Annotated in this window: 29 protein-coding genes; 13 read left to right on the top strand and 16 right to left on the bottom strand. The window is 61.7% G+C overall.

All coding sequences use genetic code 11. From position 1 onward, the window contains the following. Positions 1-100 precede the first annotated feature (100 nt). Together ACR0NB_RS09310 and ACR0NB_RS09305 are read left to right on the top strand one after the other, a co-directional pair. Entirely contained in the window at positions 101-703 is a 603-nt protein-coding gene (locus tag ACR0NB_RS09310; protein ID WP_093965029.1) for a 2-hydroxychromene-2-carboxylate isomerase, read from the top strand. Continuing rightward, a complete protein-coding gene (locus ACR0NB_RS09305) occupies positions 700-1512 on the top strand; it encodes an alpha/beta fold hydrolase (RefSeq protein ID WP_480775477.1) in 813 nt (270 codons plus the stop codon). The genes ACR0NB_RS09310 and ACR0NB_RS09305 overlap by 4 nt, the downstream gene beginning before the upstream one ends. Here the strand turns inward: ACR0NB_RS09305 and ACR0NB_RS09300 are convergent. The 8 genes from ACR0NB_RS09300 to ACR0NB_RS09265 all read right to left on the bottom strand — a co-directional run bounded on the left by ACR0NB_RS09300 (position 1509) and on the right by ACR0NB_RS09265 (position 8746). Beyond that, complete coding sequence (locus ACR0NB_RS09300) at positions 1509-2543, bottom strand: threonine aldolase family protein (protein ID WP_480775476.1); 1035 nt, start codon at positions 2541-2543, stop codon at positions 1509-1511. The genes ACR0NB_RS09305 and ACR0NB_RS09300 overlap by 4 nt on opposite strands. Further along, entirely contained in the window at positions 2543-3016 is a 474-nt protein-coding gene (locus tag ACR0NB_RS09295; protein ID WP_480775475.1) for a YcgN family cysteine cluster protein, read from the bottom strand. The genes ACR0NB_RS09300 and ACR0NB_RS09295 overlap by 1 nt, the downstream gene beginning before the upstream one ends. Next, positions 3013-3945, bottom strand: a complete 933-nt coding sequence (locus ACR0NB_RS09290; RefSeq protein WP_480775474.1) for a bifunctional riboflavin kinase/FAD synthetase — start codon at positions 3943-3945, stop codon at positions 3013-3015. Before ACR0NB_RS09290 ends, ACR0NB_RS09295 begins: the two co-directional genes overlap by 4 nt. Positions 3946-4025: 80 nt before the next feature. Then, on the bottom strand, positions 4026-4469 hold the full coding sequence (locus ACR0NB_RS09285; protein WP_093964645.1) for a MaoC family dehydratase: 444 nt from the start codon (positions 4467-4469) through the stop codon (positions 4026-4028). Between the two features lie 101 nt (positions 4470-4570). Further along, positions 4571-5446, bottom strand: a complete 876-nt coding sequence (locus ACR0NB_RS09280; protein WP_170357129.1) for a TIGR01459 family HAD-type hydrolase — start codon at positions 5444-5446, stop codon at positions 4571-4573. Positions 5447-5530: 84 nt separating this feature from the next. Beyond that, positions 5531-6607, bottom strand: coding sequence for a DUF389 domain-containing protein (locus tag ACR0NB_RS09275; RefSeq protein ID WP_217357129.1), 1077 nt, complete (start codon positions 6605-6607; stop codon positions 5531-5533). 124 nt (positions 6608-6731) lie between these two features. Continuing rightward, the gene (locus tag ACR0NB_RS09270; protein WP_480775473.1) at positions 6732-7652 is read right to left on the bottom strand and encodes a manganese-dependent inorganic pyrophosphatase; all 921 of its coding nucleotides are present in this window, start codon (positions 7650-7652) and stop codon (positions 6732-6734) included. 110 nt (positions 7653-7762) lie between these two features. Then, the gene (locus ACR0NB_RS09265) at positions 7763-8746 is read right to left on the bottom strand and encodes a TraB/GumN family protein (protein WP_480775472.1); all 984 of its coding nucleotides are present in this window, start codon (positions 8744-8746) and stop codon (positions 7763-7765) included. A gap of 115 nt (positions 8747-8861) precedes the next feature. Here ACR0NB_RS09265 and ACR0NB_RS09260 point away from each other — a divergent pair, with 115 nt between their 5' ends. The 6 genes from ACR0NB_RS09260 to ACR0NB_RS09235 all read left to right on the top strand — a co-directional run bounded on the left by ACR0NB_RS09260 (position 8862) and on the right by ACR0NB_RS09235 (position 14723). Next, complete coding sequence (locus ACR0NB_RS09260; RefSeq protein ID WP_170441639.1) at positions 8862-9536, top strand: DUF2161 domain-containing phosphodiesterase; 675 nt, start codon at positions 8862-8864, stop codon at positions 9534-9536. Positions 9537-9702: 166 nt separating this feature from the next. Beyond that, positions 9703-9990 carry a co-chaperone GroES gene (gene groES / locus ACR0NB_RS09255; protein ID WP_093964650.1) on the top strand — a complete coding sequence of 96 codons (288 nt, stop codon included), beginning with the start codon at positions 9703-9705 and terminating at the stop codon, positions 9988-9990. Positions 9991-10047: 57 nt separating this feature from the next. Continuing rightward, positions 10048-11691 (top strand): chaperonin GroEL, encoded by a 1644-nt coding sequence (gene groL / locus ACR0NB_RS09250; RefSeq protein ID WP_170339978.1) that lies wholly within the window; start codon positions 10048-10050, stop codon positions 11689-11691. A 220-nt stretch (positions 11692-11911) separates the two neighbouring features. Beyond that, positions 11912-12754, top strand: coding sequence for a DMT family transporter (locus ACR0NB_RS09245; RefSeq protein WP_480775471.1), 843 nt, complete (start codon positions 11912-11914; stop codon positions 12752-12754). Positions 12755-12792: 38 nt separating this feature from the next. Next, positions 12793-13566: an alpha/beta fold hydrolase gene (locus ACR0NB_RS09240; protein ID WP_170454384.1), complete on the top strand. Its 774-nt coding sequence runs from the start codon at positions 12793-12795 to the stop codon at positions 13564-13566. Further along, the gene (locus tag ACR0NB_RS09235; protein WP_170390895.1) at positions 13563-14723 is read left to right on the top strand and encodes an alpha-D-ribose 1-methylphosphonate 5-triphosphate diphosphatase; all 1161 of its coding nucleotides are present in this window, start codon (positions 13563-13565) and stop codon (positions 14721-14723) included. Before ACR0NB_RS09240 ends, ACR0NB_RS09235 begins: the two co-directional genes overlap by 4 nt. On the opposite strand, the gene ACR0NB_RS09230 is transcribed toward ACR0NB_RS09235, so the two are convergent. The 3 genes from ACR0NB_RS09230 to ACR0NB_RS09220 form a co-directional block, all read right to left on the bottom strand. Next, positions 14720-15787 (bottom strand): 5-(carboxyamino)imidazole ribonucleotide synthase, encoded by a 1068-nt coding sequence (locus ACR0NB_RS09230; protein WP_480775470.1) that lies wholly within the window; start codon positions 15785-15787, stop codon positions 14720-14722. The two genes, ACR0NB_RS09235 and ACR0NB_RS09230, sit on opposite strands and share 4 nt — an antisense overlap. Continuing rightward, positions 15780-16268 (bottom strand): 5-(carboxyamino)imidazole ribonucleotide mutase, encoded by a 489-nt coding sequence (purE, locus tag ACR0NB_RS09225; protein WP_480775469.1) that lies wholly within the window; start codon positions 16266-16268, stop codon positions 15780-15782. Before purE ends, ACR0NB_RS09230 begins: the two co-directional genes overlap by 8 nt. Before the next feature lie 81 nt (positions 16269-16349). After that, positions 16350-16574: a YdcH family protein gene (locus tag ACR0NB_RS09220; RefSeq protein ID WP_005981552.1), complete on the bottom strand. Its 225-nt coding sequence runs from the start codon at positions 16572-16574 to the stop codon at positions 16350-16352. 165 nt (positions 16575-16739) lie between these two features. On the opposite strand from ACR0NB_RS09220, the gene ACR0NB_RS09215 reads away from it, so the two are divergent. The 4 genes from ACR0NB_RS09215 to ACR0NB_RS09200 all read left to right on the top strand — a co-directional run bounded on the left by ACR0NB_RS09215 (position 16740) and on the right by ACR0NB_RS09200 (position 19242). Further along, positions 16740-17153, top strand: coding sequence for an Hsp20 family protein (locus ACR0NB_RS09215; protein ID WP_093964658.1), 414 nt, complete (start codon positions 16740-16742; stop codon positions 17151-17153). 3 nt (positions 17154-17156) lie between these two features. Then, a complete protein-coding gene (locus tag ACR0NB_RS09210; RefSeq protein WP_093964659.1) occupies positions 17157-17381 on the top strand; it encodes a DUF1150 family protein in 225 nt (74 codons plus the stop codon). 107 nt (positions 17382-17488) lie between these two features. Then, positions 17489-18376 carry a PhzF family phenazine biosynthesis protein gene (locus tag ACR0NB_RS09205; RefSeq protein ID WP_170357138.1) on the top strand — a complete coding sequence of 296 codons (888 nt, stop codon included), beginning with the start codon at positions 17489-17491 and terminating at the stop codon, positions 18374-18376. Continuing rightward, a complete protein-coding gene (locus ACR0NB_RS09200; RefSeq protein WP_480775468.1) occupies positions 18373-19242 on the top strand; it encodes a hypothetical protein in 870 nt (289 codons plus the stop codon). The genes ACR0NB_RS09205 and ACR0NB_RS09200 overlap by 4 nt, the downstream gene beginning before the upstream one ends. A 37-nt stretch (positions 19243-19279) precedes the next feature. Here ACR0NB_RS09200 and ACR0NB_RS09195 read toward each other — a convergent pair whose 3' ends face one another. The 4 genes from ACR0NB_RS09195 to trxB all read right to left on the bottom strand — a co-directional run bounded on the left by ACR0NB_RS09195 (position 19280) and on the right by trxB (position 24690). Then, positions 19280-19837: a hypothetical protein gene (locus tag ACR0NB_RS09195; RefSeq protein ID WP_170340578.1), complete on the bottom strand. Its 558-nt coding sequence runs from the start codon at positions 19835-19837 to the stop codon at positions 19280-19282. Positions 19838-20031: 194 nt separating this feature from the next. Then, positions 20032-21750: a bifunctional sulfate adenylyltransferase/adenylylsulfate kinase gene (locus ACR0NB_RS09190; protein WP_480636582.1), complete on the bottom strand. Its 1719-nt coding sequence runs from the start codon at positions 21748-21750 to the stop codon at positions 20032-20034. Between the two features lie 195 nt (positions 21751-21945). Next, positions 21946-23637 (bottom strand): adenylate/guanylate cyclase domain-containing protein, encoded by a 1692-nt coding sequence (locus ACR0NB_RS09185; RefSeq protein ID WP_480775467.1) that lies wholly within the window; start codon positions 23635-23637, stop codon positions 21946-21948. A 111-nt stretch (positions 23638-23748) separates the two neighbouring features. Then, entirely contained in the window at positions 23749-24690 is a 942-nt protein-coding gene (gene trxB, locus ACR0NB_RS09180; RefSeq protein WP_480775466.1) for a thioredoxin-disulfide reductase, read from the bottom strand. Between the two features lie 222 nt (positions 24691-24912). Here trxB and ACR0NB_RS09175 point away from each other — a divergent pair, with 222 nt between their 5' ends. Beyond that, complete coding sequence (locus ACR0NB_RS09175; protein ID WP_093964666.1) at positions 24913-25413, top strand: Lrp/AsnC family transcriptional regulator; 501 nt, start codon at positions 24913-24915, stop codon at positions 25411-25413. A 122-nt stretch (positions 25414-25535) separates the two neighbouring features. Here ACR0NB_RS09175 and ACR0NB_RS09170 read toward each other — a convergent pair whose 3' ends face one another. Then, on the bottom strand, positions 25536-26318 hold the full coding sequence (locus ACR0NB_RS09170) for a Hint domain-containing protein (protein WP_170357143.1): 783 nt from the start codon (positions 26316-26318) through the stop codon (positions 25536-25538). Between the last annotated feature and the right edge of the window lie 539 nt (positions 26319-26857).

Genomic DNA, 26857 nt, shown 5'->3' with positions numbered 1-26857 from the left:
GGTCCCCGGGCAGCAGTGGCAATGTGACAGATTCGTGATGTTGACACCGCTTAGCATGGCCTTACGGTTCCGCAAAGGTAACTGGGTGGAGAAAGTGCACATGGCCGACATTGACTACTTTTTTGCGACACTGTCGCCCTATTCCTACCTCGCCGGACTGCGGCTGGAGGAGATCGCGGCCAAGCACGGCGCCACCATCGCCTACAAGCCGGTCGACATCATCGCGCTGTTCGGGCGCACCGGCGGCGTGCCCCCAAAAGACCGCCACCCGTCGCGCATCGAATACCGGGCGCAGGAACTGGTGCGTCAGGCCAAGAAGACGGGCCTGCCGTTCAACCTGCAACCTGCACATTGGCCGACCAACGCGGCGCCGTCCTCATACGCCATCATCGCGGCCATTCAGGATGGGTCCGGCGACGTGGGCAAACTGTGCCATTCCTTCCTGCGCGCCTGCTGGGCCGAGGACAAGGACATCGCGCAGGACGACGTGATCCGCGACTGTTTGGCCGGGGCGGGCTTTGATCCGGCGCTGGCCGACAGCGGACTGCTGGTCGGGGCCGAGACCTATGCGGCCAACCTCGAAGAGGCGGTGGACCGCGGCGTGTTCGGCGCGCCTTTCTACATCACGCAGGACGACCAAAGGTTCTGGGGGCAGGACCGGCTTGACGATCTGGACGAGCATCTGGCGACGCTTAAAGCATGACCGTGGCCAAGGCCGTGCTGCCGCCCGTCCACGTTCGCACTCATGGGGCAGGTGCCCGCAAGGTGCTGGCGCTGCATTGCACGATTGCACATTCTGGTGCGTGGTCCGGTCTGGCGGCCGCCTTGGGCGACCAGGCGACACTGACTGCACCCGACATGCTGTCGCACGGACGCAGCCCGGATTGGGACGGGCAGGGAGATTTTTTTGACCTCACCACCGCCCTGTCTCGGGCGCAGTTGAGCGAACCGATGGACGTGATCGGGCATAGTTTCGGTGCGATGGTCGCCCTGCGGCTGGCCATCGAATACCCGGACCTTGTGCGCAGCGCCGTTCTGATCGAACCGGTGTTCTTTGCGGTCGCCCACCAGGACGCACCAGCGCTTGCGACGCGGCACGCGGCCGAATCCCAGCCATACAAGGCTGCCCTTGCCGAAGGCGACGCGCCCCGGGCCGCCCGCCTGTTCAACCGCATGTGGGGCACGACCGACCGCAGCCCGCGCTGGCCGGATCTGCCCGAGCGAACCCGAAATGCGATGATCCGGGGCGTCGGAGTGGTCGGCGCGGTCGAGGGGCCGCTGTTCCGCGACACCACCGGCCTGCTGGCCCCGCAGGCCATTGCGCGGGCCGAAATGCCGATCCTGCTGCTGCATGGATCGGCCTCGCACCCGATCATGGCCGTGGTCAATGCCGGGCTGTGCGCCCGCTTGCCCGATGCGCGGCAGGGCGTTGTCGAGGGGGCAGGGCACATGCTGCCCGTCTCGCACCCCGGCGAAACCGCCACGCAGATCGACGCGTTCTGGCGCGCCTAGAGCAGCGCCAGAAACCGGTCGATTTCCTCGGTCGGTGTCGACCAGTCGCAGACGAACCGGCAGGCCAGCATCTCGTCCTCGTCCGGGCCGTCCAGCGGGTCGCCCCACAGGTGATAGACCGCACCGGCCGCGTGCAGCCGCTTGTGCAGGCTGCGGGGAAAGCTGGCAAAGATGATGTTGGCTTGGGGTTCATGCAGGAACTGCGCACCCGCAGCCCGCAGCCCATCGGCCAGACGCGCGCAATTGGCGTTGGCCCTACGGGCCGAGCGCAGCCACAGATCATCGCGCAGATAGGCCGCCATCTGGGCCGACAGATACCGGTGCTTGGAAAACAGATGCGCCCCGCGCTTGCGGCGCAACTCGAACTCCCAGGCCTTGCTTTCGTCGAAAAAGATCACCGCTTCGACCCCCATCAGCCCGTTCTTGGTGCCGCCAAAGCTGACCGCATCCACGCCCGCCTTCCACGTCATCTCGGCCGGAGAGCAGTTCAGCGCGACCAGCGCATTGGTGAACCGCGCACCATCCATGTGGACGGGCAGGCCGAACTCCTCGGCGACCCCACACAGGGCCTGCAGCTCGGCCAGCGAATAGACCGAGCCGCGCTCGGTCACCTGTGTGATCGACACTGGCCCGCGTTGCGGCCCGTGCACGCCGCGGGTCTCTTCAGCGGCGATGGTGCGGCGCAGTGCGTCCGGCTGCATCTTGTCGCCGCCCGGAACCAGCGTCAGCTTGGCGCCGGTGTAGAATTCGGGCGCGTTGCACTCGTCCTCATGAATATGCGCGACGGGCGAGCAGAATACGGTCTCCCACGGCTGCGACAGGGTTGCCAGAGCCAGCGAGTTGGCCGCCGTTCCGGTCGCCACCAGATAGACCGCCGCCCCGGGCGCCTCGAATATGCCCCGGATCCGGTCGCGCACTTCGTTCATCAGGTCATCGGCGCCATAGGCCATCTGATAGCCCTGATTGGCCTCGGCCAGAGCGGTCAGAACCTCGGGGTGGACGGGCCCGGAATTGTCAGAGGCGAAATGCATCAGGTTGGCTCCTCGATAATATAGTCTTCCCACTCTTCCTCGGGCGTCTCGAATTCGGACACGGTAAGCCCTTGAACCGAAACGCCGGCGGCGTGGACGCTGTCGGGCGACCCTGACAGCAACGGGTGCCAATCGTAAAGGGGCTTGCCCTCCCACAACAGGCGGTAGGCGCAGGTTTGCGGCAACCAGTAGGCGTGTTCGTGAATGTTGTCGGGGCGCATGACGATGCATTCCGGCACGAACTGGTGGCGGATGTCATACTGGGTGCAGCGGCAGGTCGCGTCATCCAGCAGCCGGCAGGCGACACGGGTCAGGGCAACTTCGCCGCTGTCCTCGTCCTCAAGCTTGTTCAGACAGCATTTACCGCAGCCGTCGCACAGGGCTTCCCATTCGCGCGGGTTCATCTTCTGCAGGGGTTTGCGCTCCCAGAAACGCGGGGCCAACCCGGCGCGGTCGATCGGATCCTTGGTCATGTCGTGGCTAGGATCTTGCGCGCGCGATCGCAGTCTTCGGTCATCTGGGCGATCAGGGCATCGAGGCCGCCAAAGGTCATCTCGGGGCGCAGGAATTCGACTAGGCCAACCGAAAGGGTCGCCCCATAGAGATCGCCGGAGAAGTCGAACAGGAAGGTTTCGATATTTGGCACCTCGCCATGGAACATCGGCCGCACCCCGACCGAGGCCGCACCGTGATAGCTGCCGGCATGCGGGCCATCCAGCACGTCGACCAGAACCGCGTAGACGCCGAATTTCGGGGGGTGGATTCCTTCGATCGACATGTTTGCCGTGGGAAAGCCCAATTCGCGGCCGCGCTGTTCGCCGCCGATAACCTCGCCTTCGATCCGGTGCCAGTGGCCCAGCATGGCCGCCGCGTCCCGCGGGCGGCCGTCGCTCAGGGCTTGCCGGATCGCGGTGGACGAGACCACGTGATCGGACTGCTGCATCAATGGGGCGATGGTGACACCGAACCCCATCTGCTGGCCGAACTGCACCATGTCCTGCGCCGTGCCGCTGCGGCCTTTGCCGAAACAGAAATCTGCCCCGATCACCACATGGGCCAGACCCAAGCCTTGGCAGATCACGTTGCGGGCGAATTCTTCGGGCGTCAGCCCGGCAAGCGCGGCGTTGAACGGCAGTTCGTAGAGTTTCTGTACACCCAGCTTCTCCAGCCGGTGCGCACGCGCATTGCCCCGCATCAGACGAAAGGGAGGGGCATCCGGGGCGAAATATTCGCGCGGGTGCGGCTCGAAGGTCAGAACGCCCAAGGGTGCTTCGGGGCATGCCTTCCGGGCCAGATCGATCACCGACTGGTGGCCAATATGAACGCCGTCGAAATTCCCGATCGCGGCGCTGGCGCCGCGGTCCTCTGGGTCTACAAACTGGAAATCCCGGATGATCTGCATGGGGCTTGCCTAGCGGGACTGTCCGCCGGGTTCAAGCGGCAGTTCCAGACCAGCGCCCAGCAGGGCGTCAAAACCTGCCGTCAGTCGAATTTCCGTGATGGAGCCAAAACCATCGCCTCGCCAACCAGAACCTTCTTGCCGTCTACTGCGCAATGGCAATCCAGCTTGACCCGGCGCTTGGCGAAGTCGATGTCGATCACCTTGACTTCGGCATAGACCATGTCGCCGGGGCGGACCGGTGCAAGGAATTTGAGCGACTGGCCCATGTAGACGGTACCATGGCCCGGAAGCTGTTCACCGATCACGGCCGAGATCAGACCAGCTGTCAGCATCCCGTGGGCGATGCGCCCCTCGAAAATCGTATCGCGGGCATAGTCGTCATCCAGATGCACCGGGTTCCGGTCGGTCGAGACCTGGGCGAACATCTCGATGTCTTCGTCCGTGACCACTTTGCGCAGGTAGCGGGTCATGCCCATTTCGATGTCTTCGATACAGATCGTTCCGCGTGGAAGATTGTCCAACATGTTGCCCTCACTATGCATCGGCCCGGCAACAAAAAATCACCAAAGACCCAAGATTGGCAACTTTATTACTTCGCAACTGCAGAAAATCAAGCGTTTTCTGCCTAGCGCAGACGACCGATCGTGTAGGTTGGGTTGATATTTTCCTTGGAAATATAATCGCTTAAAGCATTCGGATCCGGCTGGTGCGACGTTTTTGTTTCCGATGCGGCCAGACCGCCGCTGATGAACAGGGAATCAATTCCCTCTCCCATGCCGCCGGCTATGTCGGTATGCGGACCGTCGCCGATGGCCAGAATCTCGTCATCCGGCACGTCCGTTCCCAGCGCATGCAGGCGACGCCGGGCCAGATCATAAATGGGCGGGTGTGGTTTGCCGAAATACAGGCTCTCGCCGCCCATTTCGGAATAAAGCTTGGCCAGCGCACCGGCGCACCATTCCCGAACTTCGCCCCGATCGACCACGATATCGGGATTGGCGCACAACAGCTTCAGGCCTTTCTGCTTGGCATACAGGAAGTCCGGGCGGTTCACGGCCGGGTCGGCCATCGGGTCGAACGGGCCACAGCAGACGATCCCCTCGGCCTGGTCCAGCGGCACGCGTTCGATGTGGATCGGATGTTCCAGGATTTTCAGCGGCTCGAAGAACCCAGCGTCGCGCTCCCACTCACCCATGAAATAGACTTTCTCGCCCACGGCCCCGCGGAACATGGCGGACCGGGCCGAGTCACCACTGGTCGCGATGGTGTCGTAGCAGTCCGCGGGGACGTTGAACTGTTTTAACTGCTCTGCAACCCCGGCACGCGGCTTCGGAGAGTTCGTCACCAACACCACTTTGCCGCCCCGGTCGCGATAGGCCTTCAACGCGGCAACAGCTTCGGGGTAGGCTGTGATGCCGTTGTGGACGCAGCCCCACAGATCCACGAACAGCGCCTTATAACGGTCGGAAATCTGGTCAAGCGCGGAGATGATCTGGGTCATGCGGGCCTCGGGCTGTTGAAACGGCGTTGCGCCACCTATGGCAAAGCTGGCCCCGCTTGACCAGAGGCAGCCGGGCGCAGACCGTCATTCCTCGTCGCTCAGCTTTTCGACATCCGGGGCCTGTTGCACGGTTTCGGTGCCAAGAATGACCTGCGCGCCGATGCGGGTCTGGTACCGGATGACGGCGAGATAGCCGGGGCCAAGTTCATCCTGCAGAACGTCCACCAGCGACGTTTCCCGCAGGCTCTCGGGCAACAGCCCGGCAACGGACGAGACCTTGAATTGCGCCTCGGGCGGCAGATCGACGATCACCCAGACCTCGGCCCGTTTGCGCTTGGCATTCACGTCGATGCGGATGATCTCGACCGATACCGGGTCCGCCCAGTCGCGGATCGCTTGCGCAACCTCGGCCTCGGTACGGGTTTCCAGGTAACGGTTGTAAGTCGATTTGCCTAACTGGACCACGACGAGGGCCAGGAACGCCATGGTTATCACGACACCGGCAGTAAAGTTGAGCTTGCGCCGGCCCTTGCCGAATGCAACCGACCTTGCGGCATAGACGATATAGACCGCGCAGGCCGACAAAACGATCGCACCAAGGTTGGTCGCGAACAAAAGACCCGCCTCGTAGGCGTCGGCGGATTCCCCGAAATACAGCAGGATCCCGGACGCGGACAATGGCGGAACCAGAGACACGCCGATGGCGGCGCCGGGCAGCAGGCTCAGTTCGGCCTTGTTGATCTGGACGTATGCGCCGGCCACGCCGGCCGCGAGCGCCACGATCAGGTCTTCGGTGCCCGGGTCGGTGCGGGCCAAGACCTGATCGGGGATCAGGATGCCGCGCGGGACATCGGCCAGATAGACCAGGATCCAGGCCATCAGAACGCACAGAACCGCCGCAATGCAGACCGTCAGGGTCAGAACGAAAGCGCGTTTCAGCCAGCCCATGACCATCGCAGCCGCAATGCCCAGAATTGGTGTCATCAGCGGCGCGACCAACATCGCGGCAATGACCACGGCGCCAGAGTTCCGCAGCAGCCCCATGGTAGCGATGATCACTGAAAGGGTCAGCAGCATGGCAAAGCGCCGCCAATAGGCAAGCCTGTCGCCGCCTTCGAACAGCAGAATGCTGCGTGTCGTGCTGTACTTCCGTGTGACCACCGTGTCCCGATCCACCCTGTCCCTGCGTCCAGCCTAGCAACGATTTGCCATCCGGCAAACCTTTCGACGCGCAAACAAAAAAAGGCGCCCGGTGGGGGCGCCTTTCGCTGAACTGTGAACGGGATCAGACCTTGAGGTTCGGAATGATCTGCTTCTTGCGGCTCATGATGCCCGGCAGAACAACCGTGTCGCCGGACACCGAAGCGTCAAAGCTTTTCTCGGCAACCGATTTGACCAGGTCGTTCGGCACCAACAGGGTGGCCTCTTCGTTCAGGATGTCGACGACGAACAGCAGCACCTGGTCCACACCGTCTTCCTTCGCCACCTCGACCATCGACTGGGCCAGGCTGTCCTTGCGGTCAAGCACCACGCCCGGCGCGGTGGTTTCCAGAACGGACACGCGGAACTTGGTGCCGTCGACCTCGTATTCCTTGCTGTCCATGCGGATCAGTTCGGCGTCCGAGAAAGACGATACGTCCGATTTCGCGGCGAACATGTCGGAAGCATAGGCCGAAACATCCAGACCCAGCTCGGCGGCCAGCTTCTCGGCCACTTCGCGGTCATGCGCAGTGGTGGTAGGCGAGCGGAACTCCAGCGTGTCCGACAGGATGCAGGTCAGGGCCGCGCCTTTGACGGCCTCGGGCATCTTGGCGGCGTCGTCGCCCATCAGGTCGATCATGATGGTTGCCGTGCAGGCCAGCGGGCGGACGGTAATGTCGATCGGGCCTTTGGTCTCCAGCCCACCGACCAGCTTGTGGTGGTCGATGATGGCGCGAATATCCGCATTGTTGACATTGGCAGGCAGCTCGGCCGGGTTGTTTGTGTCAACGATGACGACGGGCGCATCGGTCTCGACATCCTCGATGATGCGCGGCTTGGGCAGGTCCCAGCGCTGCAGCATGAAGGCAGCTTCGGTGTTGGGTTCGCCCAGCAGGACGGCCTCGGCCTTTTCGCCTTTGACTTCGTTCAGATACCAGGCCCACAGGATCGGCGATCCGGTCGAGTCGGTGTCGGGAGATTTGTGGCCAAATACTTGGGTGGTCATGTCTGTTTCCTGCACATAAGGAGTTTGCGCGCCTTATAGGGTGGTCCATTGGCGTTGTCACCCGGCAGAAACAAGGCTGCGACGGTTGGTCTGACAGAAGCGCTGACCGCTCAGAACTGTGCGCGGCTCAGTTGATATCCGGCGCGTTCCAGCTGTTGCAGAAGTCCATGGTCTCCACCCAGATGACCGGCACCAACCGCGATCACCGCCGCCTGGTTTTCGATGGTCAGGATCGTTTCCATCCAGTTGTCGTTGCGTTGAACCAGAAGCTGGTCCTCGAATGCGGCCCATTCCTGTGCAAACACGTCAGGCGCCAGACCCGAAGCCTCGCGCCCATATATCTTTGCGAATTGCAGGATTTCTGCGTGCTTCTCCTCGAAATATGCGGTGGCCATCGTCACCATGTGGTCATCGCCGGCGTCAAAGGCATCGACCATGCGCACCAAAGACTGCACCTGCTCTTCAAGCGTGTGGCTGTCGAAGATCTCGATCAGGTCGTCGATCTGTTCCAGAGAGTATTGCGGTTTGCCTTCAGCTTCGGCCAGTTCGGTCAGGCGCGCATCCATTCCCCGGTCTGCATCTGGCACCTGGAGCATGCAGGGTGGCATACCCAGCATCATCGACAGGAACCAGGGGCGCAGTTTCGCGGCCATCCAACCGGGAATGCCGCGTGCGGAAAGCGCCTTGGAAATCACGGCCCAGTCCTCTTCGCTCATCAGATCGATCAGAGTTGGTCCCGAGTTGATCAGGACCGGGCTGAAATCCTTGGCCAGGTCTTGTTCGAAAGCGGACATGTCGGATTGGGTGATCTCGAAGTAAAACGCGTCGGCCTCGCTCAACATTGGCGCCAACCGCTCCACCACCGGGCCCATTCGCGGATCGTTGACGTGCAATGTGCCAATCAGATGCAAAACAGTGTTGTCCTTCTGTGCAATCCAGTGATTGCCTTCGGGATATGCCATCTGACTGGTGGCCGCGTTCAACTCGGCCCGGGCCTCAGGCGTCATGTCTTGCCGCAAATCGCGCCCGTCACAGGCGGCATTGGCCACAATTGGATGCAGAGCAGCAAGCAGGGCAAAAAGAAACACGCGCATCGAGACCATTCCGATTGTGGCTGAAAGAACTTGGGAACAGATAGCCACGCCCGCCTACCGCGCGCAAGCCGTGTATCCGTATGGCGTTTTTCGGAAAAAACCATAGCATGGCGTCATGAACCGCGAACAGGATCTCTATCCTCCGATCAAGGCGCTATTGCAGCGGCAAGGGTACTCCGTGAAAGGAGAGGTGGGCGCCGCCGACATCGTGGCCGTCAAGCCCGGTTGTGATCCAGTGATCGTTGAATTGAAGCTGAGATTTTCGCTGGCCTTGTTCCATCAGGCCGTGACCCGGTTGAAGGTATCGGATCAGGTCTATGTGGCCGTCTGCAAGCCCACCGGCCGGTCGGCGCGCCGGGCGTTGCGGGACAACCTGTCCCTGTGTCGTCGGTTGGGGCTGGGTTTGATCACCGTTCGTGCGGATGGGCGGGTCGAAGTCCATTGTGACCCTGGACACTATGCGCCGCGAAAGAACAAGGCCAAAGCTGCGCGACTGTTGCGCGAGTTCGAGCGGCTGGAAGGGGATCCGAACTCGGGTGGGGCAACCCGGCACGGAATCGTAACTGCCTATCGGCAGGATGCCCTGAAATGTGCCGCGCATCTGGCCGAACACGGGGCGACCAAAGGTGCTGAGGTCGCCAGTGCCACCGGCGTTGCGGCCGCGACGCGCCTCATGCGCGAAAACCATTATGGCTGGTTTGAAAAGGTGGCAAAGGGCGTCTATGAACTGTCGCCTTCCGGGTCCGAAGGTCTGAAGCACTGGGCTTACAGCTGGGAAGACCCGACCTGACTTGGCCGGCCTCAGGCTGCGCGCGAAAAAAATTCATCACCGATTGTTGACTCGCCGGAAATCACCCCCTAGCTATGCGTCGTTAGCACTCGACCAAGCTGAGTGCTAACACCCCGCAAGACCGCGGGGGGAGGAAATCAACCTTTGAGCCCAAGGAGCTGCAAAGATGGCATTGAAACCGCTTCATGACCGCGTGCTGGTTCGCCGTACCGAAAGCGAAGAGAAAACCGCAGGCGGCCTGATCATTCCCGACAGCGCAAAAGAAAAGCCCAGCGAAGGCGAAGTCGTTGCAACCGGCGAAGGCGCGCGGAAAGACAGCGGCGAACTGATCGCGATGGCTGTGAAGCCCGGCGACAAGATCCTGTTCGGCAAATGGTCCGGCACCGAGGTCCACGTCGACGGCGAAGAGCTGCTGATGATGAAAGAAAGCGACATCATGGGGATCATCGAGTAACGCGCCCGCGCTTGCTCTGATCTTCATTTCAAACACATTTCTCGAGGAGAAAAAGACATGTCTGCAAAGGACGTCAAGTTCGACACCGATGCCCGCAACCGCATGCTGAAGGGTGTGAACATCCTGGCGGATGCTGTGAAGGTGACCCTCGGCCCCAAAGGCCGCAACGTGGTTCTGGACAAATCCTTCGGCGCGCCGCGCATCACCAAAGACGGTGTTTCGGTCGCCAAGGAAATCGAACTGGAAGACAAGTTCGAGAACATGGGCGCGCAGATGGTGAAAGAAGTCGCCAGCCGCACCAATGACGAAGCCGGTGACGGCACCACCACCGCAACCGTTCTGGCCCAGGCCATCGTCAAGGAAGGCCTCAAGCAGGTTGCTGCCGGCCTGAACCCGATGGACCTGAAGCGCGGCATCGACATGGCGACCGCCAAAGTCGTCGAGGAAATCAAGAACGCTGCCCGCGAAGTCAAAGACAGCGACGAAGTTGCGCAGGTTGGCACCATCTCGGCCAACGGCGAAGCTGAAATCGGCCGCCAGATCGCAGACGCGATGCAGAAGGTCGGCAACGAAGGCGTCATCACCGTCGAAGAGAACAAAGGTCTGGAAACCGAGACCGACGTCGTCGAAGGTATGCAGTTCGACCGTGGCTACCTGTCGCCCTACTTCGTCACCAACGCAGACAAGATGGTTGCCGAGCTGGAAGACTGCATGATCCTGCTGCACGAGAAGAAACTCTCGTCGCTGCAGCCGATGGTTCCGCTGCTCGAGCAGGTGATCCAGTCGCAGAAGCCGCTGCTGATTATCGCCGAGGACGTTGAAGGCGAAGCGCTGGCAACTCTGGTTGTCAACAAGCTGCGCGGTGGTCTGAAGATCGCTGCCGTCAAGGCTCCGGGCTTCGGCGATCGCCGCAAGGCAATGCTGCAGGACATCGCAATCCTGACCGGCGGTCAGGTCATCAGCGAAGACCTGGGCATGAAGCTGGAAAACGTCACCATGGACATGCTTGGCACCGCCAAGAAAGTGTCGATCACCAAGGACGAAACCACCATCGTCGACGGTGCTGGCGAGAAGGCCGAGATCGAAGCACGCGTTGCCCAGATCCGTACCCAGATCGAAGAAACCACCAGCGACTACGACCGTGAGAAGCTGCAAGAGCGCGTTGCCAAACTGGCAGGCGGTGTTGCCGTTATCCGCGTCGGTGGTATGACCGAAGTTGAAGTGAAAGAGCGCAAGGACCGTGTGGACGACGCTCTGAACGCAACGCGCGCCGCCGTTCAGGAAGGTGTCGTCGTGGGTGGCGGTGTTGCCCTGGTTCAGGCCGGCAAGGCTCTGGCCGATCTGAAAGGTGTCAACGCCGATCAGGACGCCGGTATCAACATCGTTCGCAAGGCCATCGAAGCGCCGCTGCGTCAGATTGCTGAAAACGCAGGTGTCGACGGTGCCGTCGTTGCCGGCAAGGTGCGCGAGTCCTCGGACACAGCCTTCGGCTTCAACGCTCAGACCGAAGAATATGGCGACATGTTCAAGTTCGGCGTGATTGACCCGGCCAAAGTGGTGCGTACCGCTCTGGAAGACGCTGCCTCGGTTGCCGGTCTGCTGATCACCACCGAAGCCATGGTTGCCGACAAGCCCGCCAAAGAAGGTGCAGGCGCCGGTGCTGGCATGCCCGACATGGGCGGCATGGGCGGCATGATGTAAGACTGTCCGGGTTCGCGTCAGCGAATTCAGACAACCCGCAAGGGAAAGTCTTACCGAAAATTTCAGCGGGGTCGCCTTCGGGCGGCCCCGCTTTGATTTTTTCAGTGATCCGCCGTGTTTCGGCCGGCGCTGCTTGCAATTCTGGGGATCGCCGCAGCCGGTCACGCGGAAGCGCAGGAAAGCGGGTGTCCATTGTGTGCAGACACGATATTGGTGGGGTATGCAGCTGTTTCTTCTGACCGCCCTGACAATGTGTGCCTTTGCGGCCAATTCCATCCTGAACCGGTTGGCCGTTGAGAGCGGAGCCAGCGACCCGGCGAGTTTTGCCGTTGTTCGTGTGCTCTGTGGTGCGCTCGTTCTTTGCGCCTTGGTCGTGTCGCGGGGTGGCACCCTGCGGGTGTTCGACAGGCGCCGAGTGATCGGAGCAGGCTCCTTGTCGCTTTACATGGTCGGGTTCTCGGTGGCCTATCTGTCACTTGATGCGGGATTGGGCGCCTTGATCCTGTTTGCGGTGGTCCAGATCTCGATGTTTCTGGCCGGCACCCTGACGGGGGCGATCCCGACTTTTCGACAGGTGGCGGGGGCAGCAATTGCAATGGCCGGATTGGCTTGGGTTCTGTGGCCAGGCGCTGAGGCACGTGTTGACCCGACAGGGGCAGCCTTGATGGCCGCCGCAGGGGTCGGGTGGGCTGCGTATTCGATTGCTGGTCGGTCCGAGCCCGATGCGCTGGCGGGAACGGCCTCGAACTTTGTGGTGGCCCTGCCGGTGACCGCTGGCATTTTGATCGCCGGCGCTCCGGCGTGGAACTTGACCTGGGCGGGTTTGGGGTTGGCGGCCGTATCTGGCGGCGTAACCTCGGGGTTGGGGTACGCCCTGTGGTATCGCCTGCTGCCCCAGTTGGCGCCTGCGGTTGCAGCCGTAGTTCAGCTGAGCGTCCCGGTGATTGCGATCATTGTAGGTGTGGCGCTGCTCGGCGAGCAACTGAGCCTGCGGCTGATGGCAGGGGCAGGGTTGGTTTTGGGCGGTATTGCATTGGCAGTTATGCGCGTGAGGCGGCGCTAGGTCTTTCCACTCCGAAGAATAGCCATTATCTGGCAGCCATGCGGATCCTGTTTTTCATATTGCTTTTCCTGATGCCGATCGCCGCGCAGGCAAAATGCGTTGTCCTGCTGCATGGGCTTGCCCGAACCGAAGCATCGTTTTCGGTCATGGAGCAGTTGTTCAAGGTGCACGGGTACACCGTTGTGCGGCCGGGTTATCGCTCGACGGATCTTCCGATTCCGGAACTGGCCGACCGGACCATACCCGAGGCGTTTGCGGCATGCGGAGGTGACACCGTCAACGTTGTCGCGCACTCGATGGGGGGTATCCTGTTGCGCTACTGGCTGCAGGATCACCATCCGCAAAATCTGGGCCGCGTCGTCATGCTTGGTCCGCCCAACCAAGGCAGCCAATTGGTCGATGAACTGGGCGATTGGGAAGTGTTCGGTCTGTTGAACGGCCCCGCCGGCCTGCAGCTGGGTACGGGTCCCGAAGGTATTCCGCGTCGCCTGCCACCGGTCGACTTCGAGCTGGGGGTGATTGCAGGCGAGAACTCCTTGAATCCGGTCTTTTCGTCGCTGGTTGATGGACCGGATGACGGCAAGGTCGCTGTCGAAGAAACCAAAGTCCAGGGCATGACCGACCACATCGTGCTGCCGGTGACGCATACGTTCATGATGAACAACCCGCAGGTCATGGCGCAGGCTTTGCACTTCATCGAGTTCGGTGAGTTCGATCCCAACATAACCTGGCTGGACGGTGTGATGGACATCATTGATGAGATCTGCATCGGAGAGGACTGCGCCGAACCCGCCTCGGAACCCACGCGATGACCGCATTGGAGCTGACCTTTTCCGGGGCGCAGGTTCTGCACCCTGATCGCGGACTTGTCGGTAACGATCTCTCAATCGCGGACGGCTTGATCCAGGAGGGCAGCGGTGCGCCGGTCGTTGATCTGAGCGGCTATCTGATCCTGCCGGGCATCATCGACCTGCACGGGGACGGGTTCGAGCGTCACATCGCCCCGCGCCGGGGGGCCATGAAGCAGATGGACGAGGGCATCCGCGCCGCCGAGGCCGAACTGGCAGCCAATGGCATCACCACCGCCGTGCTGGCGCAGTTCTACAGCTGGGAGGGCGGCGTACGCGGCCCAGAGTTCGCCGCCGACGTGTTCCGCGCGATCGCGGCGGTGAAGGGCAGCGTGGTCACCGACCTGATCCCGCAGTTGCGGTTCGAAACCCACCTGCTGGATGACTATGCCGACCTGCCGGGGCGCATCGCCGACTGGCAGGTGCCCTATGTCGTGTTCAACGATCATCTGCCCCATGACCGTCTGGCGCAGGGGCGTACCCCGCCGCGTTTGACCGGGCAGGCGCTCAAGGCTGGTCGCAGCCCCGAGGCGCATCTGAAGATGCTGCAGGACATGCACGCCCGCACCTCCGAGGTTCCAACTGCGCTTGATGCGCTGTGCGCGGCGTTGGCCCAACAAGGCGTGCGTCTGGGCAGCCATGATGACGCCACGGCAGAGGCCCGTTGCCACTGCCGCGCGCGCGGCGTGCATATCGCCGAATTTCCCGAAACGCTCGAAGCGGCCGAGGCGGCCAAGGCCGCGGGCGATCACGTCATTCTGGGCTCGCCCAACGTGGTGCGGGGCGGATCGCACAAGGGCAACGTCAGCGCGCTGGACCTGATCGCCATGGGGCTGTGCGATGCGCTGGCGTCGGATTACCACTATCCCAGCCCGCGCAGGGCGGCGCTGATGTTGATGAAATCGGGGCTGATGGATCTGGCGGGCGCGTGGGCGCTGGTGTCGTCGGGGCCCGCGCGGGTGCTTGGCCTCGGGGACCGCGGGTCGCTGCAACCCGGCAAACGCGCCGATCTGGTCGTTCTGGATGCGGAAACGCAGCGCGTGGCGGCCACCATCGCCGGCGGCCGGGTCAGTTTCCTGTCGGGGGATGTCGCCGGGCGGTTCGTCGCCGCGGCGCGCTAGCGTTTGATCCGGTTGAAATGGCCCATTTTGCGGCCCGGCTTGACCTCGGCCTTGCCATACAGGTGCAGGGCCACGTCGCGCTGTTGCGCAAGCTCGGGCACGCGGTCCATGTCGTCGCCGATCAGGTTCTCCATCACAACATCCGCGTGACGCTGCCCGTCGCCCAGAGGCCAGCCGGCCACGGCGCGGATATGCTGTTCGAACTGATCGACCGCACAGCCGTTTTGCGTCCAGTGGCCCGAGTTGTGAACGCGCGGCGCGATCTCGTTCACGATCAGGCCCTGCGGCGTCACGAACAGTTCGACCCCCATGACGCCGACATAGTCCAGTGCGTTCAGGATATTCGCGGCCAGCAGCACCGCGTCGGTCCGCAGGGCAGGGGACAGGCGCGCGGGCACCGTGGTCGTGTGCAGGATGCCGTCGCGGTGCACGTTTTCGCCGAGGTCGAAGCAGGCCACCTGGCCGTCCAGCCCGCGGGCGGCAATGATCGACACCTCGTGGCTGAAATTGACGAAGCCTTCCAGGATCGCGGGCGCGCCCTGCATGTCGGCCAGTGCGGACCGGGCGTCCTCGGGCGACTTCAGCCGCGCCTGCCCCTTGCCGTCATAGCCGAAGCGGCGGGTCTTGAGGATGGCCGGCGTGCCGATCCGTTCGATGGCGGCCTGCAGGCTGTCCAGGTCGGTCACATCGGCAAAGGGTGCGGTGTTCAGGCCCAGGCCTTGCAGGAATGTCTTTTCGGTCAGCCGGTCCTGACTGACCCGCAGCGCCTCGCGTCCGGGGCGGATGGGACGGTGCGATTCCAGAATGTCCAGCGCCTCGGTCGGGATGTTCTCGAACTCGTAGGTGATGACATCGACCGATTGCGCAAACGCGGCCAGCGCCTCGGCATCCTCATAAGGTGCGGTGGTCACGCGATGCGCCACCTGGCCCGCGGGCGGGTTGGTGCCCGGCTCGAAGATATGGGTCACGAAGCCCAGCCGCGCCGCGGCCATCGACAGCATCCGCCCCAGCTGGCCGCCGCCCAGAATTCCGATCACCGCGCCGGGCTGCAAGGGGTTACTCATCGCGGGGCTCCTCGGGGATCGAGTCCGACAGCGCCGCGCGCCAGGCGTCCAGCCGGTCGGCCAGGGCTGCGTCCTGCAGGGCCAGAATACCGGCGGCCATCAGGCCGGCATTGGCGCCGCCGGCCGAACCGATGGCCATGGTCGCAACCGGGAAACCCTTGGGCATCTGCACGATGGAATAGAGCGAGTCGACACCGGACAGCGCCCGTGTCTGCACCGGAACGCCGATCACCGGTACCCGCGTCTTGGACGCCATCATGCCTGGCAGATGTGCGGCACCGCCAGCGCCGGCGATGATTACCTGAAGTCCGCGCTGCACGGCGGTCTTGCCGTACTCCCACAGACGGTCCGGTGTGCGGTGGGCCGAGACGATCTTGGCCTCGTAGGCCACGCCCAGTTCGTCCAGTATCTCTGCAGCGCCTTTCATGGTGGGCCAGTCCGACTGGCTGCCCATGATGATTCCGACCTTGATCTCGCTCATCCGCCCTGTTCCCCGCCTGCGTTAGGAAGCGCGCACTATAGTGAAATCCGCTTGCGTGGCAATGCGGTTGACCGCGCCCGGTCAGGCGATGATGTCAGGGGTCAGACGATCCTCGATCAGCCGGATGATGTCCTTCAGGCGCAGCTTCTGTTTCTTCAGCCGCTTCACCGTCAACTGATCGGCGGTGCCGGTCGCTTCGAGCGCCTTGATTGCCTCGTCTAGGTCGCGGTGCTGCTGGCGAAACACCTCCAGTTCGACGCGCAGAACCTCGTCGGTTTTCATCGAAATGTCGGTGGGCGCATTCATGGGCGACTCATGTTTGGCTGGTGGTGCGTGTTACACAAGATAGTGCGTTCAAGTGAATCCGCCTAGACCTTGTGGAGACACACGTTTCATCCCATATTGTCTTGTGCGCAGCTGCCGTTACGGGGCCGCGCATCACGTCGCTTTGACAAAGAAGGACGAGAAAACGTGTCAAAACTTACTCTTGGCTCATACCCGCATCTTCTGGGGTTCGAGCAGCTGGAACGCCTTCTGGAACGGTCTGCAAAGGCCGGAAACGAAGGGTATCCGCCCTACAACATCGAACAGACGTCGGATCATTCCTACCGCATTACCTTGGCCGTAGCCGGGTTTGCCGAGGACGACCTGTCGATCACCATCGAAGATAGGCAACTGGTGATCCGCGGCCGTCAGCGCGACGACAGCGAGGGGCGCGTGTTCCTGCACCGCGGCATCGCGGCCCGTCAGTTCCAGCGCATGTTCGTGCTGGCCGACGGTGTCGAGGTCGGCGAAGCCATCATGGAAAATGGCCTTCTGCATATCGACCTGACCCGCGCCGTGCCCGAAACCGTTGTGCAGACGATCAACATTAGGAAGGGGTAAGCCATGAATACACCGTATGAAATCAACACCGAAGGCAATCGGATCGTCTACGTGAAGGCCGTGAACGTGGCCAACCTGCCGCACGAGGTGCGCACGCAGGTGGGTGATCTGGATCATCTTTATGCCGTTCACGATTCAGATGGGCAGCAACTGGCGCTTGTCGCCGATCGAAAGCTGGCCTTCGTACTGGCGCGGCAGCATGACCTGTCTCCGGTGGCCGTGCACTGACACGGCCACAGACCGATTCAACGTGACAAGCGGCGCGTGAGGCGTCAAACATGCCACCCGCGGGTTTGCATTCCCGGCACTTTCTGACTGCAGGCACGAGAGGGCGCATGAGCTGGTTCGATTTCGATTGGGTGGATGCTTTCAGCGACACGGCATTCGGCGGAAATGGCTGTGCAGTCGTGCATGGTGGCGCGCATTTGCCGGAAACGGTCTGCACGGCGTTTGTCCGCGAGACGTCTTTGGTAGAATGCACGTTTACCGGCCCATCGGATGTGGCGGATATCCGAGTGCGGTATTTCCTGGCCAGCCGTGAAATTCCCTTTGCCGGACACCCGACCATTGCGACCGTGGCTGCCATGCGCTCCCGAGGAATGATATCTGCTGACGCACTGACGCTGGAAACCGGAGCAGGGATCGTGTCGATCGAGCTGCATGGCGACCAGATCGAGATGACCCAGATCGCGCCCGAATTCGGCACGCGGGTGCCGGAAGACCTTGTTGCAGCTGCGATCGGCCTACCTGCAAGTGCGATCATTTCGCCGCCGCAGATGGTTTCGACCGGGCTGCCGTTCTGCATTACAGTTCTGCGGGATCACGCAGCCTTGCGCGCGGCACAACTGAATGTGGATGCACTGCAACGGGTGGCGGAAACTGCCGGATATGCCGGGTCCGACATGGCCGAACCCTTTCTGGTGACCCTGCAGGGGGCCACGGCTCAAGGGGATACGTTCTCGCGTCTGTTGCTGGCGCCGCCCAGCCCGCCCGAAGATCCGTTCACCGGCTCCGCCACCGGTGCAATGGCGGCTTACCTGTGGAAATACGGGCTGATGCCGAAAGACAGCTTTGTCGCCGAACAGGGCCACGACATGGGCCGTCCCGGCCAGGCGACCGTAACGCGGGTCGGGCCAACGGATGCGATGACGGGCATCAAGGTTGCCGGGCGCGGGTTTGTGCTGATGCGCGGACAGACCGACCTGCCGGACAGCCTGCAATGACCGAACCTGCGATCGCGATTCTGCCCTATGGCCACCGTCTGGGGCCGAAACTGGCCTCGGTTCCGCTGGCAGATCTGAATTGGCCGCTGGGCTGCCCCGAGCGCCTGTCAGGAAAGACCGTTGGTGACCTCGCGCCCTCCGACCACCTGATCATGTATCCCAATTCCACTGTACACCTGCGCCTGCGACGCGGCACGCGGGCTCGGATATCGCTGATGATGGGCGAGCCATCGGCCATACATGGCAAGCACGATCGGATGCTGCGCTGGACCTGGCGGCGTTTTTTCCGGGTGTTCACCTTTCACGATGTATTGCTGAACAGCCTGCCCAACGCGGTTTTCCTGCCCTACGGCGTGACCCAAGTTCCCGAGTGGCAGGATCTGAGCGTCGTCAAGACGCGGTCATGTTCGCTGATCGCGTCGGCAAAGCGCGATCTGGAGGGGCACCAGCTGAGGCACAGGCTGATCGATTGGGCCCGTGACACAGGCGCTGACATCGACATCATGGGCCGCGGCTATCAGCCGTTCGAGAACAAGTCAGACGGGTTGGCACCTTATCGTTATTCGGTCGTCATCGAAAACGTGCGCGAGAGGAACTACTTCTCGGAGAAGCTGATCGACGCCGTTCTGTGTTCGACAGTCCCGATCTATTGGGGGTGCCCCAATATCGGCGACTTCCTCGATACCGAGGGGATGATCCTGTGCGAAAGCGAGGCGGACATCCAGCAGGCCGTGCGGATGCTGTCGGTGGAAGACTATGAAAAACGCCTGCCGTATCTGCGGGCGATACAACCGCAGGCCGCCATCTATGGAGAGTTCGAACTGAGGGCTGCCGAGGCCCTGCGGGATCAGCTTTCAGCAGGCTGACTGTGCCGCACGCGCGCTTTGGCTGTGCCGGCGTGGGTCAGTGCCGCGAGACACGTTCCAGGTAATCGATCGCGTCCTGCAATTCCTCAAGAATGTCGTACCAGCCATCCACGTCATTCAGCCGGCGGAACTCGGCTTTGACCGAGTCGTGGTGCATCATGTCCTTGGCCTCTTTGAGGCTGTCGCGCGCCGAGTCTGGCTCCATGTTGCCGGCTGCGGTCTTGGCCGCATCGATGACCTCAAGGATCTGACGAAGACGGGTCGTGCCGGGCGTCGGCGGAACCGGTGGTACTACAAGCCCCAAAGGGTGATCCTGGGGCGGCGGCTGCAGTGTATCCAGCGCCTTTTGAATCTTGGCTTTGATCTTGTCGCATTCCTTCACCCAATCCGCGTAGGTGCGGATCGATTTCAGAAGGTCCAGCAGCCAGTCTATGGGGATAAATGGTGTCAGGCCCCCTGCCATAGCCGGCGAAGCCATCAACGCCGGAAGTTGCAACCGGGAAAACTGGGCGATCTTGTAGTCGGCAATTACCGCTGCGCGGTTGTCTCCCGCAAACATGGCTCCGCCATCGTCGGTATTTTTCTGAGTTGCCATATGTTCACCCTCCCAAAGGATGCAGACAAAATATGTCTGCTCAAAAGATGCGAAATAGTAGCATTTTTTGGATGAAACGTCGAACGACCGCCAATCTTCGCGGATGGAAGGGGGGTGTTCAAAGCAGTGTTCTGGAAATGAAAGACCCCCGGAGATGTCTCCGGGGGTCAGTGTTGACAGCAACTAGCTGTGGCTCAGGATCCGGCAATCAATCCCATGCTTTCCAGCTTCAGCAGAACCTGATGGGCACAGTTGTCCACGTCCACATTCTCGGTCTCGACGCGCAGTTCCGGGTTTTCCGGCACGTCGTAAGGGTCCGAAATACCAGTGAACTCTTTGATCTTGCCTTCACGCGCCAGCTTGTACAGGCCCTTGCGGTCGCGGCGCTCGCATTCCTCGATGCTGGTGGCCACGTGAACTTCGCAGAACGCGCCGAACTGCTCGATCTCCTCGCGCACGGCGCGGCGGGTGGTGGCGTAGGGCGCGATCGGGGCACAGATGGCGATGCCGCCGTTCTTGGTGATCTCGGAGGCCACATAGCCGATGCGGCGGATGTTCAGGTCCCGGTGTTCCTTCGAGAAGCCCAGTTCCGAGCTGAGGTTCTTGCGGACGATGTCACCGTCCAGCAACGTGACGGGACGGCCGCCCATCTCCATCAGCTTGACCATCAGAGCGTTGGCGATGGTCGATTTGCCCGAGCCCGAGAAACCGGTGAAGAAGACGGTAAAGCCCTGCTGGCTGCGCGGCGGATAGCGGCGGCGGAGCTGCTCGACCACCTCGGGGAACGAGAACCACTCGGGGATCTCAAGCCCCTCGCGCAGACGGCGGCGCAGTTCGGTGCCCGAGATGTTCAGGATCGTGACGTTGTCGCGGTCCTCGATCTCGTCCGCGGGTTCGTATTGGGCGCGTTCCTGCACATAGACCATGTGTTTGAAATCGACCATCTCGATGCCGATCTCGTCCTGGAATTTGCGGAACAGGTCCTGGGCGTCATAGGGGCCGTAGAAATCCTCACCCTGGCTGTTCTTGCCGGGGCCGGCATGGTCGCGGCCGACGATGAAGTGGGTGCAGCCGTGGTTTTTGCGGATCAGGCCGTGCCAGACCGCTTCGCGCGGGCCGGCCATGCGCATCGCCAGGTTCAGCAGGCTCATGGTGGTGGTCGAGGCCGGGTATTTGTCCAGCACCGCCTCATAGCAGCGCACGCGGGTGAAGTGATCGACATCACCGGGCTTGGTCATGCCCACAACCGGGTGGATCAGCAGGTTGGCCTGCGCCTCACGCGCGGCGCGGAAAGTCAGTTCCTGGTGTGCGCGGTGCAGCGGGTTGCGGGTCTGGAAAGCCACGATGCGGCGCCAACCGACCTTGCGGAAATAAGCGCGCAACTCGTTCGGGGTGTCGCGGCGCGCCTTGAAATCATAATGCACCGGCGGCTGGATGCCGGTCACGGGGCCGCCCAAATAAACCTTGCCTGCCACGTTGTGCAGGTAGTTCACGGCCGGATGCGCATCATCATCGGCACCGAACACCTGCTCGGCCTCACGCGATTTGTCCGGGGTCCAGCGGTCGGTAACGGTCATGGTCGCCAAGATCACGCCTTCCTGGTCGCGCAGCGCAATGTCCTGACCCAGTTCGATCTGATCGGCGAAATCTTCGTTCACATCCAGTGTGATCGGCATCGGCCAAAGGCTTCCGTCGGCCAAGCGCATGTTTTCGACGACGCTGTCATAGTCTTCCTGACTCAAAAAGCCCTTGAGCGGGTTGAACCCGCCATTCATCAGCAATTCCAGATCACAGATCTGGCGCGGGGTGAGGTCCCAGCTGGTCAGGTCGGCGGCTTCGACTTTCAGCTTTTGGGCGGATTCATAGGAAACATACAGTTCTGGGATCGGAGCCAGGTTACTCAACATCGTCATCGCAATACTCTTGAGGCAGTGTGGTCAGTCAGTGATTCAGGTGCATTTCCGGGCCATGTGCCCCGGTCGTCAGTCGAAGTCCATATACATTCATGAAACAAAGGAGGATATGCGCGGTTTTTCCCCGGAATGGAAGGTTTTTCCGGGCCAGAACCGAAAAAGCGACGAAAATCCCACCGGATGGGGACAATATCGTCAACCGGCGGCGATCTGTTCTGATGAGGTCAGAAGTTGGTCCAGATCCAGAGCGCGCTCGACGGGCAGGGCAGGGACGGGCTCGGTTACGCCCCGCAGATGGAACAGACGCAGGTCAAGGCCATCGGTCTCACACCCGGCCGCGCGCAGCACGGCTTCCGAGACCAACAGCTCGGCCCCGAGCGCCTTGGTTTCTCCTTCCAGCCGACTGGCGACGTTCACGGCGTCACCGATGATGGTCCGCGCGGCGTGGCCGGCAGCGCCGATCTCTCCCAACACAAGGTCGCCCAGGTGCAGGCCCATGCCGATGCGGATCGCGGGGCTGTTTTCCTGGGACAGCTGCTGGTTGAACTGCGCAAGCGCATGACTGATGTCGATCGCAGCTTTCAGGGCAGAACGGGCCGAGCTGGACGTGTCGGGTGTTTCGAACACGGCCAAAAGACCATCGCCCATGTATTTGTCGACCACCCCGCCGTCTGCGGTAATGGCTGGAACAATGGCGTCAAAGAACCGGTTCAGCAGGAACACGATGTCATAGGGCAGTTGTCCCGTTGTGCGCGCGGTAAACCCGCGCATGTCCAGAAACAGCACGGCCAGTTTACGCTCTTGCCCCTGGCTGGCATGCGCCCGCTGGCGTCCACCATCCGGCCGGAAAACACGGAAAACCGTCAAAGGGCTAGAGGGGCGGACCTGGCAGGCAAGGCGCGTGCGCTGTATGGCCCCCACGGCTTTCAGGCTGCGGGCTTCGACCTCGCTGGGCGGTGGTAGTGACTCGGCGCCATCCTCGACGATGACGCGGCAGGTGGTGCAGCGCCCCCTGCCGCCGCACAGTGCAGTATGCGGAATACCGTTGGCTTGTGACATCTCAAGCAGGGTCATGCCTTTCTCTGAGGTCACTTCCGGCCCATCGACATATCTGACGCGCACCGAATGCCGTCTGCGCCAAAGCTTGCCTCCGAAATGGAACGCAAGAGCTGCACCAAGCGCGATCCAGAAGGCCATCAAGGCGTTGTCCTTGACGCTGAACAAAACCTGGAACTCTTCGGGGCCGGGCCAGTTGTAATGCTCGATATACTGTTCGCGTAGATCCGGATCCGCAAAATCCATCCAGATGCGCCGCCCTTCGGTCAGCAAACCGGCCAGGGCAAAGCTTGGGATGAAGACGGCAACTCCGATCAGGTAGGGTACGGTTTGGCGCCACCACGAGGTCAGTCGCAGCCAGATATGCAGTCCGATGCACCCGTGTATCCAGACGATCAGCATCAGCAGACTTTGCATCCAGATGGCCGAGTTTGGCCACATCAGAATGATGATGTACCCCATCTCGTCATTCACGTCGAAAACCTGATGCGCATAGCGTGTCTGGACGATGTGCGAAATCAGTTGCAGCGGAATGAGAAGGCCAAGAATGATTTGCAGGCCCGTATGAAAGGGCATTCGCAGAGTTCGGCGCTGGGCGATCGACACCAATGCCAGACCTGCATGTACGATCAGGGCAAGATACAGGACAGCGCTGCCAATCGAATGGCGTGTGACCATTTTCCGAGAGTCCTGCATGTCATGCAGGTAGTCGGTGTGAAACAGCCCCAGCCCGATATTGATGAAGTGGAAGAAAGCAAAGGCAAACAGCACAAGACCACTGATGATCCTGAGACGGGTCGCCCAACTGCCCTGCCAAAGGGGGGTGTTCAAAAGATCACCTGAAATCTGCCGCGCTCGGGGGCAAGTCTGCGTTGCCGCGCAGTGCGGGTCAAGGTGCCAGAGGAGGGCGGTACGCAGCGCCGAAGGCGCTGCGCGTCGCGGTCATTCCTGTTCGGCAAGGAACCGTTCGGCATCCAGCGCCGCCATGCAGCCCATTCCGGCCGAGGTCACGGCCTGCCGGTACACATGGTCGGTCAGGTCACCGGCGGCGAACACGCCGGGGATCGAGGTCTGCGTGGTGCCGGGTTTGGTTTTGACATAGCCGCCCATATGGGTTTCCAGCACGTCCTTGACCAGTTCGTTGGCAGGTGCGTGGCCGATGGCGACGAACACGCCCTTGCAGGGGATCTCGGTGATTTCGCCCGTCTTGACGTTCTTCACCAGCACGCCTTCGACGCCCAGCGGGTTATCTGTGCCAATCACTTCCTCCAGCTGGTGGAACCACAGCGGCTCGATCTTGTCGTTCTTGAACAGGCGCTCCTGCAGGATCTTCTCGGCCCGCAGCTCGTCCCGGCGGTGGATCAACGTGACCTTGCTGGCGAAATTGGTCAGGAACAGCGCTTCTTCCACGGCGGTGTTGCCGCCGCCGATCACCACGATCTCCTGTCCGCGATAGAAGAACCCGTCACAGGTGGCGCAGGCCGAAACACCGAAGCCCTTGAATTTTTCTTCCGACGGCAGCCCCAGCCATTTGGCGCGTGCGCCGGTCGCCAAGATGACCGCGTCCGCAGTGTAGACGGTGCCGCTGTCGCCCTTGGCGGTGAAAGGACGTTTGGACAGGTCCAGGTCGTTAATGATGTCACCGATCACCTCGCAGCCCATGGCCTTGGCGTGATCCTGCATGCGCACCATCAGGTCGGGGCCTTGAACTTCGGTGTCGCCCGGCCAGTTCTCGACCTCGGTGGTGGTGGTCAGCTGGCCGCCCGGTTCGATGCCTTGCACCAGAATCGGGTTCAACATCGCGCGGCTGGCATAGACGCCCGCAGTGTATCCGGCAGGCCCCGATCCGATGATCAGAACCTTGGTGTGTCGTGTCTCGGCCATGGAACCCCCACTCGATTATTGCCTGAGCGCCGTCGTGGGCGCCGGGCTTCGATATAGCGACAGCATCGGTCGGCTTAAAGCCCCTTCGTCTCACGCGTCCGTCATGTGGTTCCAAGGTGCCGGCTTGCCTGATCGACAGACAAAGATTATTGCGCTGGTGCGAAAGAATATTGCGCATGGCACCTGCGCTGATATAAGAACCGAAAATTTCAGGAGCACCGCATGGTCACGACACGGCTGGACGAGATCGACCGAAAGATCCTTGCAGAACTGCAGGCAGACGGACGAATGACCAATGTCGAGCTCGCAAAACGTGTCGGAATCTCGGCCCCACCCTGCCTGCGGCGCGTGCGCACGTTGGAGGAGGCTGGCTTTATCCGAGGATACCACGCCGAGGTCAACGCCCGGGAACTGGGGTTCGAAGTTCAGGTCTTTGCGATGGTAGGCCTTGAAAGCCAGGCCGAAGCGGAACTGCGGGCGTTCGAAGACCGCTGCCGAGACTGGCCCTTGGTCCGGGAATGCCACATGCTGAACGGCGAGGTCGACTTCATCCTGAAATGCGTCGCCCCCGACCTCAGCAGTTTTCAACAGTTCCTGACGGGTGAGTTGCTGACCACGCCGAACGTGGCCAGCGTCAAGACTTCGCTTGTCATCCGCGGTGCAAAAGACGAACCCGGCGTGCCGTTCGACGTATTGGAAGAACGGATGAACCGGACGGCGTAAAGCCGGCGCGTCTGGTTTGCGATGCGCATGGCGGGAGCACCGCCACGATGGCCAGAGAAATGGCCCAACTCAGTAAAATCTGCATGTTGCCCCCCAAAATGCAGTGGTGATGGTCAAAGCTGTCACGCCGTGATGGCGTCGATCTCGCCCTCCCCGGCACGCGCCATGAGCAGCGGACCGAAATCGTGCAAGGAATGGATATGCGCGAACAGGTTCAGGTAGATCGAGCGCAGCGAGTGGCTCATCATCCGGACCGCGTTCACGCCGGGATGATAGGTTTCGAACTGCAGCCCATCGACATTGATGACCGCGTGGCGCTCCAGGCAGATATGGAACAGCTCGACCGGAGTGGGCGGCTGCGTTTCGATCACGGACATGCCGTCCTGAAATTCGGCAACGGGTGTCAACATCGGCTGGCCACCTCCGAGATGCCTTAGATGCGCCGGCGTCGCCAGCAAGCGGGCTGCGGGGCCGGCAATGACGCCGGACAATGGTTTTTGCATGCCGAACGTGTCTGCCATGATGCGGGTCAAAGGGCGTGTCCGCCCGCGCGAGTCTTCGCGGCCAGGTACCAAAGTGACCGAGCCTTTCCACAACACCTTTTCGGATGCGCCGGTCTGGGTCAGGACCGTGTCGCCCGGCATCAAGTCCTCGATGGCGACCGGGCCGTGTTCCGTCTCGACCAGAGACCCACGTGTAAAGGCGCAGAACGCGTCTTCGAAAACGGGCAGCGCCGGTGCGATGTGGCGTGTCTGCGAAACTTCCCCGTTTTTCAGCAGCGCACTCACCTCGTATCGACGCAGTTGCGCCTTCTGTTTGGTGCCTGGACGCGGTGCTTCGCGCAGCAATGCCGAAGTGTCGAGGGCATTCTGCGCGGCACGTGCCAGTGAATTTGGAATAGTCATATTATTCCGTTCCTTCCAATACGCCGAACAGGCGGGAAACATCCCCGTGCAGGCCCGCCTGACAGCTTGATTCTTTGTCTTGAAAAAAAGTGCGCCACCTCCATGCGGGTACCGACATGGCCGCGCATGGCGAATGGATTTCGCATTCGTTTGGTCAACACAATGACCCCCCAGACAAACTCGTACACTGCGAACGTAATTGTCCGCACACAAACGCCCTGAAAAACGTCGGCTGCGAATACCAGCCTCGGTTCACGCACCGGCCCAGAGCAGCTTCCGGTGCGCGTCTTGCCCTGTTGAGGCCGGCAGCTGGCCCCAGAGGGATTTCGTATCAGCGTCGCGCGGCCAACCGGCGCACGACCCTTGCAGAGTGACTGGAAACCCGCTTCCAGGGCATTTCCGGTTGTTGGTCCCTGGTGGCCGCGACAACGGCGCGAAGAAAGCGAGATTTCAACTTCATATTCATGTCCTGCTCGAAGTTCGGGCCTAAGCCCTTTTCCCTTTGTAAAGCCAATGTGACGCGTCTTTGCGGCAGCGAT

The sequence above is a fragment of the Ruegeria sp. CG3 genome, from assembly GCF_056537205.1.
Note: the sequence above shows the minus strand (reverse complement) of the source record. Positions and strands in the feature narration are given on the sequence as shown.